The organism is uncultured Bacteroides sp. (assembly GCF_905207245.1).
Lineage (GTDB): Bacteria > Bacteroidota > Bacteroidia > Bacteroidales > Bacteroidaceae > Bacteroides.
The window spans coordinates 1-13,057 of the sequence record NZ_CAJLKP010000066.1; the positions used below are offsets into that span (position 1 = coordinate 1).

Below are 13,057 nucleotides of genomic sequence, written 5' to 3' on the forward strand. Positions count from 1 at the left end.
TATAGCCGGTTCTCCATCCATTATTAAGGTTAACCGGTTGAATATTCCTCTTAGTGCATCCACAGAGTCCTGATAGAACCCGAAATATACCGATAAGATTAATTACCTTAAATTTTTAGAAGCATAAAAAAAAATAATTTGAAAAGTATGTTCTGAGAAAAAATCATTAAGTCAGAAAAGAAAAAAGTAAAATTTTACAATTTATTTTATATCAACAATCATAACATCTTCACAATTCATTTTTCAGAAGAAGTACAAACCATTTTTACGGTGATATATCAAGTCCATATATTCAATAGAAAAAAGTCAATCTCCACATGTGATACAATGCAAATTCAATTGAAATTTGTATTGAGGACAGTTTTTATCTTCACAGGAAGATAGTAACATTTGTGATGTATATTAGGACATTAATAATAAGTTAGCTAGAAGAGTTTTAAGCATCGAAATTCTAACTCAGCGCTGAGAAGAGTCTGTACCTTTTTTATTATTCTTCTATCCCATGTGCCGTATGAATAAACTTTTTATTCGCCTCTTTCAAACGGAACAAATTGATAAACATCAACAGAAATGAATAAGGTACAAAACAGATAGCCTTTACCAAACGCCACTTCCAGAAACGACGAGGAATAGCAACAGCCAATGCTAACAACAGCATCCCCAATATCACCCACCATTTATAAGCTAATGCTGGAAACCATATAGAGAGGCAGACTGAAAAGATAAAGGTGAATCCCAACAATAACACCCGCGAAAACGAGGCTTGTTGAAAGAGCTTATCACAGAAATCCCATTTTCGATCACGAATAGCCGGAAACAGGTGATTCACAAATTCACCCAAACTATAATATTGGGCAGACAACCAGCGCCGCCTTTGCTGATAGAAATTCTTAGTTTTTTGTATTTTCTCGTCCAATACATAGGTATCGGGCAAATAATGAAAAAAAATGCGATGATAAAGTAGCTTCATTTCCAAAACTCTATCAAACCCTCCAACTGAAGTGTTACTCATCATAGCTTTATAAAACAAAGAATATTCAAAAGCCATGCCGGAACCTATCAGAGCAGCCGACATTCCTAAATTGACATGTCCCAAACGGAATATAGAGTTATTGATTTCCTCACTGATGGCATCCAGATAGGCCATATTGGTATTCAGATTCTTAGCCACGCGATGTGTTTGGACAACCTTCACTTTTGGATCTGCAAATGCATTATTCACTTCAGAAAGATAAGAAGAATTAATTATATTATCTGCATCAATAATCAAAGCAACATCATAAGAATCCTGCCCTAAGTACTCAAGAGCTGCCTTTAAAGACTTTGTATTTGTACTTTTTTCAAAATCAACCTGAAGTAACTTAACAGGTAATGCAGCCAGTTTCTGATTTGTCGCAGGTTGCATATGATCGGAAATTACTATTACATCGTATTTATCACTTGGATAATTCTGTGCCAGACAAGCTTGCACCGTATCCATAATAACAGCATCTTCTCTATATGCTGCTATTAATAAAGCAAACCGTTTACACTCTTTTGCGAGTACTGCCTTGTCAGACTTATGCCGGAGAGATGCCAAACTATAAACTAATAAGTACAATACGTTTATTGCAAACAAAATGTATAAGATCCAATCGAATATAAGCAGTACCTGTTCCAAAATTAATTTATTATGTAGATGATGCCACAAATATACAAAGAATGGCTGGAATAATCATCATTTCTTAAAAAAAGAAAATGTCCTGTTTTTAATTTTGGAATATAAAAAAACGAGCAAGCTCTCACGAACCTCTCGCCTCTGTAAGAAAAGCCATAAAGGCTTTTCTTTTAACTACATCTCATTTGTTACCTAAAAATCAATCTTCTTCTTACCTGAAAAAACTTCTATTACCTATAAAAACTCAATCTTTTACCTTTTATACCTAATTACCTAATTTTCTTAATCCAAATTTTAGCCTATGAAAAAACTATTAACTAATCTTTTTACCTAACTAATTCCTTTATTGAAAACTACAAAACTAATTTATTTAAAAGTCAAAATCATGAGCAGTTTCTCAACTGCGATACAAAGGTAAGAAGATTTTCCGTGTGCGCAAACAGTTGCACAGGAAATAGCATGTTTTATAACATATTTTTCGATTTATCCAGCTTTGTTTACGGTTTCTGCTGCTTTAGAACGAGTTTGAAGCCATCCGTCAGCGTTTCCATGAACGCTACGAGATCAGCTTCTTCTTCCGGGGTCAGCCCCAAGTTGCCCAACTCATCACGATTGACTGTAGCAGGATATTCGGCAACCGGAAATTCATCACTGACATCACGCACGTTATAGAAGTGGACAATCTCCCTGAGGGTTTTGAAATAACCGTTATGTCCATAGGGGGCCGTCAAAGCTATATTGCGCAAAGTGGGTACACGAAACTTACCATTCTCTTCTTCTTTGCTTACAATAGTCCCCAACCCAAGGTCGATGCTATCCGAAGTCAAAAGGAAATAATCGGCAGGAACACGCAAATGGGGATTCTCCGGATTACGCGGCACACCCAGATTATCATATGTATGATCGGTGAAGAGTACTCGTCCGGCACGTTCATCCTTATCCAGGACGTGACATTCAGCACACATTCCTTTATCCTTAAACAGATTCATGCCCCGAAGTTCGGAATCGGTAAAAGTATATTCTCCCTTTTTCCAGGCATCGTATTTAGAAGAAAAGGAATTCACTTCGTCAGATTGCTGATAAGCGGCAAGTGCGTCCGTGATGTAGGCATAAAGGGAATCCGCATTGGAGGTTTCACCATAAATACGAACCAATTCAGAATAATAAGGAGCACGGCGGATTTTCATAACGACGGCACAAGTATCAGGATTACCCATCTCCACAGGATTAAGAAAAGGTTCGCCAGCCTGATTCTGCAAAGAAGGAGAACGACCGTCCCAAAAGAGTCCGCCTACATAAGTTTCTTCATCTTCATCAAAGTAGAGGGAAGGAACGTACATGGAGTAACAGATGGTCATGGCATTACGCTGGGAATAGAGCCCGGGAACTGCACCTTCGGAAACGATACGGAAGTCACGATCGGCAAATCCATTAGCGGCAGTGTGGCAAGTGGCACAGGATTGTCCGGGAGGTTCGGAAAGTTGGGTGTCTTGAAAAATCTGTTTACCTAAGGCCTCTTTACGGGCACGCAATGAATGAGAATTACCGGTACAGGATGATAGTAGCCCGCAAGCAAATCCGCCATAGAATAAAACAGAAAATAGTGTTTGCAATTTCATAAAATAGTATTTTTCGGTTGATTGATATTGACCAAACAAAAGTATAAAAAAAAGAGTTTCATCTATGACAAAACATAGATAAAACTCTTTTTACTTAAGAAAGTTGTTATTTACTTCTTATTCTTATACCAGTCTTTATTCGAGGTTCCTTTTGATTTTACCCAATCAATAAAATCAGGATAGGTATCATATATCTTCACCCCTTCCGTAGGAATGCTAAAATCGAGAATAGGAAGATTTATAGCAAATGGCATGATATCGACTTCTTCTCCATAGCGGGTAATATAATAAATCCCTGCGTCAACATTCGACATATCATCACTCGTATTAAAGAGTGATTTATCAGCTTTATCCGTAGGCGCATAATTCACCAGATGCACTTCTCTGTTTCTACCATTTACAAATATGAAAGGATTGTAAGGAGACGTTACCTGATTCAATTCCACATCCGCCAATTCAATGGTAACGGTAAACTTCTTATTCAAAACACTCTTTATATTATCAAACAAGATAATAGTAGGATGTGATTGATCCGTCTCTATTTTCCAACCGTCAGGACCTGAAACGTCAATGCTTCTTACTCTGTCCGGTTCAAGATTATGAAGCTGATATCCAAAGCCACAAATGTATGTACCTCCACTATGAAGGGGAGTAAACTCGTCTACAATCTTATAGACTTTATTACTTAGGACATTCCGGTAAAGAGTCGATTGATAGATCACCATAACATCATTCATGTCATAGTCTTTTTGTGCTGGCCATTGGTCTTCGAAAGCTAAAGTTCCTTTATATGTAGTAGTAACATTGCTGGGAGGATCTACCGGAGGTAGCTCCGGCCCATCCGGATCAATAGCACCCGATTCTGCAATCTTCAGATAAAACGTAGCATCACAATAATCAAAATCAGTATTATCTTCAAAACCGATAGCTACAAGCTGATCTGTTTCCGAATCACGCAACGCCACTACACGTTGTGAATTATCAGAGTTCATCGAGCTGTATGAATAACGGGTTCCACCATAGGAGCGCTTTACAATGTCACCTTTACTAAATCCGTTTCCTTCCAGACACCATCCAATCGTGACTCCGGCAGGGAATTTATCTTCAAACTGTTTCTTATCCGAATTCCAATACTTAAGTTTCACTTCATTACCACACAGTAATGAACCCGCACGCTCGCCACCGGATGTTTTAGAGATAGGTGAAGCATTAGGGAATGCTATCACTTTCTGAACATTATCCGGAGTTGGAACCGAACCTGTAGGATAAGAGAAATAACCTACAACATTATGCCAACTGGCACTACTTGAAATGAAAACAAGGCTCAATTCGGTTTCTTTAATGATTTTAATCTCAGATGTAATATTACCCTCAAACCACTCCGGATAAAAATCCTTTATCGTCTTTCCACCTTTTTTAGCATAAATCTCTTTGATACTATATAAGGTGGCAGCCGGTGGCACACTCAGGTCAGCTTCCATATTATTGGGCATACCATACACATCCCAATCTATTCCCGGCATAATGGTCCAATCATCCAGATACTTGTAACCACCAGCCGTTGCACCTCTTGTCTTAGCTTGCAACGAAGCGATATATGCTTTCTGATTATAGCTTATCTCACCATTAGAAATAGACAACTTGACCGGTGAAACAGCACCTAAATAATCAGAGTAAAGCCATACTTCCGTAATATCAGAAGGAATTTGAATTGTACCTGAATACTTTCCTTTCTTATCAGTGGAAGCCGAATAGACAGGAGACAGCGATTCATCTTTTATCCATGAATCATTTTCTTCTTTCATAGGATTCTGACTATATAGGTCGAAAATGATATAATAATCATTCGTAAACCCATAGTCTACACTCACTTTCACTTGTTGCATCAGGTTGAAATCAAAAACCTCCGTCGGCTTCAAAGGCTCATTTTTACGCTCCCCCTGATATACATCTTTATCTGCGCAACTACCCAGTGTCAGTGCAGAAACGAGAGAAACAAATACAAGCTGTTTCATTTTTCGCTGTTTCATATCTTTTATTTTAATTTTGTAATACTACAAAGTTGAATCGGTTGCAAATATAATCAGAAATTGCAATATCTACAAGTTTATTTCAAATAAAATAATAACATATACAAGTAATTAAAGATAGTATAAGAACAAAATATACAAGTTATCAGAAAAGAGGAAGGTTAAATGAAAATTTCCCAGATAAGAACATTAAAAACTAATAGTTTCACAATAATGAATCAGCAAAAAAACAGTGCAATATATAAAAAAACAAACCACTGGAGTGACATTGACCTGCCAACTCCAATGGTTGTCCCCTTTAAACACCTTTAAACAAAATGAAATATATTATTTTCTGGCTTCTGCAATATAAGCCAGCGCTTCTTTACATTTTTCAGTAACGTAAGTCCAATCTTCGGCAGCAACTTTATCACCCGGGAAGAGTTTGGAACCCATACCCACGCAGAATACACCTGCTTTGATCCATGCAGTCAGGTTTTCCTGAGTAGGCTCTACCCCACCGGTCACCATCAGCTTAGACCAAGGCATCGGAGCCAACAAGCCTTTTACGAGTTTTGCACCGAGAACGTCGCCTGGGAAAATCTTACAAAGGTCGCAACCTGCTTCCTGTGCAAAGCCTACTTCTGAAACGCTTCCGCACCCCGGAGTGTAGGCAACCAGACGGCGGTTACAAATCTTAGCGATTTCGGGGTTAAACAACGGGCCTACTACGAAATTCGCGCCTAATTGCAGGTAGAGGGCAGCCGTTGCAGGATCAACAATAGAACCTACACCCATCGCCATCTCCGGACACTCTTTTGCCGCGAATTTCACTACTTCAGCAAATACCTCATGCGCAAAGTCGCCACGATTGGTAAATTCGAATGCACGAACACCACCTTCATAACAAGCTTTCACCACTTTCTTTGCAACTTCTGCATCTTTATGATAGAATACAGGAACCATACCGGTTGAACCAATCTTGTTCAACACAGCTATCTTATCGAATTTTGCCATTGTCTTTAATAATTAATATTTAATAATTAACGCTGAACACGTCCGCTTGCATCGCCACCTGCCAATGCTTCCACCTCTTCTACAGATACCAGGTTGAAATCGCCGTTGATAGTGTGCTTCAATGCGGAAGCAGCTACAGCAAATTCAAGAGCTGCACCTTGGTTAGGCTTCGTCAGCAAACCGTGGATAATACCGCCGGAGAAAGAGTCGCCACCACCAACGCGGTCGATAATCGGATTGATATCATAACGTTTTGATTCGTAGAATTCTTCACCATTGTAAATCATTGCTTTCCAACCATTGTGGCTTGCAGAGAATGATTCGCGTAAAGTAGAGATAACATATTTGAAATTGAATTCTTTAGCCATTGCTTTGAAGATGCCTTTGTAACCTTCAGCATCGGTCTTTCCGCCTTCTACATCCGAGTCGGGTTTGAAACCCAAACAAAGCTCAGCGTCTTCTTCGTTACCGATACAAACATCAACGTATTGCATCAGGGGGTTCATGATAGATTGTGCTTTCTCTTTTGTCCAGAGTTTCTTACGGAAGTTGAGATCGACAGAAACCGTAACGCCATGACGTTTGGCAGCTTCACAAGCCAATTTAGTAAGTTCGGCAGCTTTGTCGGAGATGGCAGGAGTTATACCCGACCAATGGAACCAGTCGGCACCTTCCATGATTGCGTCGAAGTCAAAATCTGCGGCATCAGCTTCAGCAATAGCAGAATGTGCACGGTCGTAAATCACCTTGCTGGGACGCATGGAAGCACCGGTTTCAAGATAGTAGATGCCTACACGATCACCACCACGGGCAATAAAATCTGTTTTTACGCCATATTTGCGCAGTGCATTCACAGCAGATTGACCAATTTCGTGTTTCGGCAATTTAGTCACAAAGTAAGCTTCATGTCCGTAGTTGGCACAGCTGACGGCAACGTTTGCTTCACCACCACCATATACTACGTCAAAAGAATCAGACTGAACAAAACGAGTATTTCCCGGAGTGGACAGTCTCAACATGATCTCACCTAATGTAACGACTTTCTTTCCCATAATCTTATTTATTTTTTTATATGTGATTAATTTATAACTTTCAATTTATCATTTTAGGGGTAAAAACCACTATAATCACCTGATTCCATGAAGAGTACAATAAAAATAGGTTCGTTCTTCATAGGCTTCGTGTGCGGGCACAAAGATACAACAATTTTCGTAATTACAAAAATTGTCATATATTTGTGTCGAAAATATTAAGATTATTATTGTGTACGGACACAAGTTCCGATTAATTATAAAATATATGGGGTCTGAAAGAATACGTATCAAAGATATCGCCAAGATGGCGGATGTATCAGTGGGGACAGTGGACCGTGTGATACACGGACGTAGCGGAGTGTCGGAAGCCAGCCGGAAGCGGGTGGAAGAAATCCTGAAACAGTTGGACTATCAGCCGAACATGTATGCCAGTGCCTTGGCATCGAACAAGAAATATACCTTCTCCTGCTTGTTGCCGCAACACGAAGAAGGTGAATATTGGACAGCTGTAGAAGCAGGTATCCACGATGCATTGGTGACGTATTCGGACTTTAACATCTCCGTGAACCTTTCCTATTATGATCCGTTCGATTATCATTCGTTCGGAGACGTGGCCCAGAGGATTCTGGAACAGGAACCGGACGGAATCATGTTTGCTCCCACTGTGCCGCAATATACGAAGCCGTTCACGGAAGAACTGAATAAGCGTTCTATACCTTATATATATATAGACTCAAATTTGAAGGAGCAACCGGCACTTTCTTTCTTCGGACAAAATTCGCATCAAAGCGGATACTTTGCTGCAAAGATGATGATGTTGCTTGCCGGAGAAGAAAAAGAGATTGTGATTTTCCGCAAGATAAACGAGGGAATCGTGGGATCTAATCAACAGGAACGCCGGGAGATTGGCTTCCGGGAGTATATGTTGAAGCATCATCCCGACTGCCGCATCTGGGAATTGAACCTGCACGCCAAACGGGACAGTGATGATGCACAGATGTTAGACGAGTTTTTCAGAAAACACCCGAATGTGAAGAACGGAATCACTTTCAATTCGAAAGTCTACATTGTTGGGGAGTATTTGCTAAAGCAAAAGAAAACGGATTTCAACCTGATGGGCTATGACTTATTGGAACGGAACGTGAATTGCCTGAAGCAAGGCAGTGTTTCTTTCCTCATCGCCCAACAACCGGAATTACAGGGATTTGACGGCATAAAAGCGCTGTGCGACCACTTGATTTTCAAGAAAGAGATGCCCAGGGAGAACTTTATGCCGATTGATCTGCTGACAAAGGAGAATATTGAGTTTTATTCAAATAAATGATAATTTAGTGCATAGCACTAAATTAAGTGACAAGATACGAGCTACAAGTGACGAGTGCCTTTCGGCATGATAGCCGGACGAGTAATTATTTACGTACAAGTACAGCGCAGCAAGTCGTTACTGGTAGCTCGTAGCTCGTAGCTAATTAATTACTAACTAAAAACAAGAATATGGAAACAAAGTACCTTAAAATCAACCCTGCAGACAATGTAGCAGTAGCTATCGTAACGTTGCCGGCAGGAGAAAAACTCACTGTGGATGGGACGGAAATCACATTGAGCGAGGAGGTTCCCGCCGGACACAAATTTGCACTGAAAGATTTTGCAGAAGGTGAAAACGTCATAAAATATGGTTATCCTATCGGTCATGCGCGTATGGCAAAGAAGCAGGGCGACTGGATGAATGAGAACAATATCCAGACAAACCTGGCAGGATTGCTGGACTATACGTATAACCCGACAAGTGTTTCATTGGATATACCACACAAAGACTTGACTTTCAAAGGATATCGCCGCAAGAATGGTGACATAGGTATCCGTAACGAAATCTGGATTATCCCGACGGTAGGTTGCGTGAACGGTATTATCAACCAGCTTGCCGAAGGTCTGCGCCGGGAAACAAATGGCAAGGGAGTGGATGCAATTATGGCATATCCGCATAATTATGGTTGCTCACAACTGGGCGACGACCACGAGAATACAAAAAAGATTCTGCGTGACATGGTATTGCATCCCAATGCAGGTGCAGTACTGGTAGTGGGCTTGGGCTGTGAAAACAATCAGCCGGATGTGTTCCGCGAATTTCTGGGAGAATATGATGAGGATCGCGTGAAATTTATGGTGACGCAAAAAGTAGGTGATGAATATGAAGAAGGAATGAATCTGCTGCGCGAACTATACGAAAAGGCAAGCAAGGATGAACGTGTAGATGTCCCCTTGAGTGAACTGCGTGTCGGTTTGAAGTGCGGTGGTTCGGATGGTTTCTCCGGTATCACAGCTAATCCGTTGCTGGGCATGTTCTCTGATTTCCTGGTGGCACAAGGTGGTACGAGCGTACTGACGGAAGTTCCGGAAATGTTCGGTGCAGAAACGATACTAATGAATCGCTGTCGCAACAAGGAGCTGTTTGAAGAAACAGTGAAACTGATAAATGATTTCAAGGAATATTTTCTCTCGCATGGCGAACCGGTAGGTGAAAATCCATCTCCGGGAAACAAAGCCGGTGGGATATCAACTTTGGAAGATAAAGCCTTGGGATGCACGCAGAAATGTGGCAAGAGTTATGTGGAAGGCGTATTGCCGTATGGCGAGCGCTTAAAGGTGAAAGGATTGAATTTATTATCAGCTCCGGGAAATGACCTGGTGGCAGCTACGGCTCTGGCTTCTTGCGGTTGCCACATGGTGTTGTTCACAACAGGACGCGGTACGCCATTCGGCACATATGTACCGACGATGAAGATTTCCACCAACTCTACATTGGCGAAAAACAAACCGGGTTGGATTGACTTCAATGCAGGAGTCATCGTGGAAAACGAACCGATGGAAAAGACCTGCGAACGGTTTATCGATTACATCATCCGGGTGGCAAGCGGTGAATTCGTAAACAACGAAAAGAAAGGCTACAAGGAAATTGCAATCTTCAAAACGGGAGTAACTTTATAAATTAAAAATTGAAAATTAAAAATTAAAAGTGAGGAAGGGCGGAACAATTCAGATGTTCCGTCCTTTTATTTGCAAGGTTTTTAAAATTTGAATTCTTGGAAACTACAAATACAGTAAATAAGAAAAGAGGCGGATGGTGGGCATTGAGCCCATTGGCAGTATTCTTATGCCTTTACCTGGTGACCTCACTGATTGTTAATGATTTCTACAAAGTACCTATTACGGTGGCATTCCTGTTGTCATCTTGCTATGCCATTGCGCTGACACGCGGGCTGAGTCTGGAAAAACGGGTATATCAGTTCTCCGTAGGAGCCAGCAATAAGAACATCATACTAATGATATGGATATTCATCCTTGCCGGAGCTTTTGCGCAAAGCGCCAAACAGATGGGTGCAATTGATGCAACTGTTAATCTGACGCTGAGTATTCTGCCGGATAACCTGTTGCTGGCAGGCATATTCATTGCAGCCTGCTTCATCTCGCTTTCCATAGGTACCAGTGTGGGGACAATCGTTGCACTTACCCCCGTAGCCATCGGACTGGCAGAAAAAACAGGCATCGACTTGCCATATATGGTCGCCATCGTCGTAGGCGGTTCGTTCTTCGGGGATAATCTCTCATTTATTTCGGATACAACAATCGCATCTACCAAAACACAGGATTGCGTGATGCGTGATAAGTTCCGGGTGAACTTCATGATTGTGGTACCGGCAGCACTGATCGTGCTATGCATCTATATATTCCAGGGGTTATCCATATCAGCTCCCGCACAGACACAGGCGATTGAATGGATAAAGGTTATCCCCTATCTCATTGTGCTGGGCACGGCTGTGGCGGGTGTCAATGTAATGCTGGTTCTGTTGCTAGGCATCCTCAGCACAGGTATCATAGGTATTGCCACAAGCGGAACGGATATAAGTACTGCTTTCTTCGACTGGTTCGGGGCCATGGGAACAGGTATCACAGGGATGGGTGAACTCATCATCATCACCCTGCTTGCCGGAGGTATGCTCGAAACCATCCGCTACAACGGAGGTATCGACTTTATCATCTCCCGCCTGACACGCCACGTAAAAGGTAAACGGGGTGCGGAACTAAGTATTGCCGCCCTTGTCAGCATCGCCAACTTATGTACGGCAAACAATACCATCGCCATCATTACCACCGGTCCTATAGCCAAGGACATTGCCATCCGTTTCCATCTCGACCGACGGAAAACGGCCAGCATTCTGGACACCTTCTCATGCCTGATACAAGGCATCATCCCCTACGGTGCACAATTGCTGATTGCAGCCGGACTGGCAGGCATCTCCCCTATCAGCATTATCGGTAGTTTGTATTATCCGTTTACGATGGGAATATGCGCACTTTTGGCCATATTGGTGAGGTATCCGAGGAGATATTCGTAAAAATTCGTTCATATTTACCAAAAAAATGAATATATCGCAAAAAAAGATGGGAAAAGATGATGCATTATTGAAATAGAATGTGTTACTTTGCAACCGAACAATAAGAAAGTTTATTTGATTTGATTATTTCACATATGTATCTCCTCTGTATTGAGTATTTCCATCTCTGACCTAACAACTTCCAAAAACTTTGTTTATTGAATTATTAATTTTTTATTTTATTTAGATTTATGAATTTGTATGTAGGTAACCTGAATTACAAGGTTAGAGAATCAGATTTGAGAGAAGTTATGGAAGAGTACGGAACAGTAGACTCAGTAAGAATCATCACTGACCGTGAAACAAGAAGATCTAAAGGATTCGCATTCATCGAAATGCCGGATTCTGCAGAAGCATCTAACGCCATCAATGCATTGAACGGTGCTGAATACGGAGGCCGTCCGATGGTAGTAAAAGAAGCATTACCGAAGAATTAATTATTCTCAGATAATACGTTATTAAAAAAAAGGATGGGTTTCTAATGAAATCCATCCTTTTTTTATAGTTGATTTACAGAAAATAGCGAGCGAACTCTTTGTCAATCAAAATAAAAGCCCTACCTTTGCAGCCGCTATTACGAGATAGTAGCATTATTCAAATCATTTATTAAAAACATTATTTAAAATGGCAACAAAAATCAGATTGCAAAGACATGGACGTAAAAGCTACGCTTTCTACTCTATCGTTATTGCAGACGTAAGAGCACCACGTGATGGTAAATTTATTGAGAAGATTGGTACGTACAATCCGAACACCAATCCTGCCACAGTAGATTTGAAGTTCGACCGCGCACTTGACTGGGTTATGAAAGGTGCACAACCGACTGACACTGTTCGTAACATTTTGTCACGCGAAGGCGTTTACATGAAGAAACACCTTATGGGTGGTGTAGCTAAAGGTGCATTTGGCGAAGCAGAAGCAGAAGCTAAATTCGAAGCTTGGAAGAACAACAAACAAAGTGGTTTGGCTGCTTTGAAAGCGAAAGACGAAGAAGCTAAGAAAGCTGAAGCAAAAGCACGTCTGGAAGCTGAAAAGAAAGTGAACGCTGAAAAAGCTAAAGCATTGGCTGAAAAGAAAGCTGCTGAAGAAGCAGAAAAAGCTGCTGCCGAAGCTCCTGCTGAAGAAGCAACAGAGGCTCCTGCCGAAGAAGCTCCCGCAGCTGAAGCTGCTGCTGAATAATAGTAAGCACAGCACGATTACAAAAAATGGGATTAAAACTATAAAATCCTCTCCGGTTATGCCGGAGAGGATTTTTTATTGATTATCTTTGTAACCAACTATTATTTAA

10 protein-coding genes are annotated in these 13,057 nt (G+C 41.0%); 5 read left to right on the forward strand and 5 right to left on the reverse strand.

Features of this window, described 5'->3' with window-relative positions; genetic code table 11:
- Positions 1–487 precede the first annotated feature (487 nt).
- From QZ135_RS17790 to QZ135_RS17810, 5 genes are all read right to left on the reverse strand, one after another.
- Positions 488–1,660, reverse strand: a complete 1,173-nt coding sequence (locus QZ135_RS17790; RefSeq protein ID WP_294612374.1) for a glycosyltransferase family 2 protein — start codon at positions 1,658–1,660, stop codon at positions 488–490.
- A gap of 494 nt (positions 1,661–2,154) precedes the next feature.
- On the reverse strand, positions 2,155–3,276 hold the full coding sequence (locus tag QZ135_RS17795) for a cytochrome c peroxidase (protein ID WP_294612296.1): 1,122 nt from the start codon (positions 3,274–3,276) through the stop codon (positions 2,155–2,157).
- A 110-nt stretch (positions 3,277–3,386) separates the two neighbouring features.
- Positions 3,387–5,306: an LruC domain-containing protein gene (locus QZ135_RS17800; protein ID WP_294612298.1), complete on the reverse strand. Its 1,920-nt coding sequence runs from the start codon at positions 5,304–5,306 to the stop codon at positions 3,387–3,389.
- Positions 5,307–5,633: 327 nt separating this feature from the next.
- Positions 5,634–6,302: a bifunctional 4-hydroxy-2-oxoglutarate aldolase/2-dehydro-3-deoxy-phosphogluconate aldolase gene (locus QZ135_RS17805; protein ID WP_294612301.1), complete on the reverse strand. Its 669-nt coding sequence runs from the start codon at positions 6,300–6,302 to the stop codon at positions 5,634–5,636.
- A gap of 26 nt (positions 6,303–6,328) precedes the next feature.
- Positions 6,329–7,354, reverse strand: coding sequence for a sugar kinase (locus tag QZ135_RS17810; protein WP_294612303.1), 1,026 nt, complete (start codon positions 7,352–7,354; stop codon positions 6,329–6,331).
- 247 nt (positions 7,355–7,601) lie between these two features.
- On the opposite strand from QZ135_RS17810, the gene QZ135_RS17815 reads away from it, so the two are divergent.
- The 5 genes from QZ135_RS17815 (at position 7,602) to QZ135_RS17835 (ending at position 12,948) form a co-directional block, all read left to right on the forward strand.
- Entirely contained in the window at positions 7,602–8,660 is a 1,059-nt protein-coding gene (locus QZ135_RS17815) for a LacI family DNA-binding transcriptional regulator (RefSeq protein WP_294612306.1), read from the forward strand.
- Between the two features lie 170 nt (positions 8,661–8,830).
- On the forward strand, positions 8,831–10,321 hold the full coding sequence (locus tag QZ135_RS17820) for an altronate dehydratase family protein (protein WP_294612309.1): 1,491 nt from the start codon (positions 8,831–8,833) through the stop codon (positions 10,319–10,321).
- 95 nt (positions 10,322–10,416) lie between these two features.
- Positions 10,417–11,730 (forward strand): Na+/H+ antiporter NhaC family protein, encoded by a 1,314-nt coding sequence (locus QZ135_RS17825; RefSeq protein ID WP_294612312.1) that lies wholly within the window; start codon positions 10,417–10,419, stop codon positions 11,728–11,730.
- 230 nt (positions 11,731–11,960) lie between these two features.
- Positions 11,961–12,206 carry an RNA-binding protein gene (locus QZ135_RS17830; protein ID WP_007213447.1) on the forward strand — a complete coding sequence of 82 codons (246 nt, stop codon included), beginning with the start codon at positions 11,961–11,963 and terminating at the stop codon, positions 12,204–12,206.
- A 187-nt stretch (positions 12,207–12,393) separates the two neighbouring features.
- The gene (locus QZ135_RS17835) at positions 12,394–12,948 is read left to right on the forward strand and encodes a 30S ribosomal protein S16 (RefSeq protein WP_294612315.1); all 555 of its coding nucleotides are present in this window, start codon (positions 12,394–12,396) and stop codon (positions 12,946–12,948) included.
- Positions 12,949–13,057: the final 109 nt, after the last annotated feature.

Coding starts and splice junctions, on each gene's coding strand:
- QZ135_RS17835 (WP_294612315.1), top strand. CDS start 12,394: ATGGCAACAAAAATCAGATTGCAAAGACATGGACGTAAAAGCTACGCT.
- QZ135_RS17815 (WP_294612306.1), top strand. CDS start 7,602: ATGGGGTCTGAAAGAATACGTATCAAAGATATCGCCAAGATGGCGGAT.
- QZ135_RS17820 (WP_294612309.1), top strand. CDS start 8,831: ATGGAAACAAAGTACCTTAAAATCAACCCTGCAGACAATGTAGCAGTA.
- QZ135_RS17795 (WP_294612296.1), bottom strand. CDS start 3,276: ATGAAATTGCAAACACTATTTTCTGTTTTATTCTATGGCGGATTTGCT.
- QZ135_RS17810 (WP_294612303.1), bottom strand. CDS start 7,354: ATGGGAAAGAAAGTCGTTACATTAGGTGAGATCATGTTGAGACTGTCC.
- QZ135_RS17800 (WP_294612298.1), bottom strand. CDS start 5,306: ATGAAACAGCGAAAAATGAAACAGCTTGTATTTGTTTCTCTCGTTTCT.
- QZ135_RS17805 (WP_294612301.1), bottom strand. CDS start 6,302: ATGGCAAAATTCGATAAGATAGCTGTGTTGAACAAGATTGGTTCAACC.
- QZ135_RS17830 (WP_007213447.1), top strand. CDS start 11,961: ATGAATTTGTATGTAGGTAACCTGAATTACAAGGTTAGAGAATCAGAT.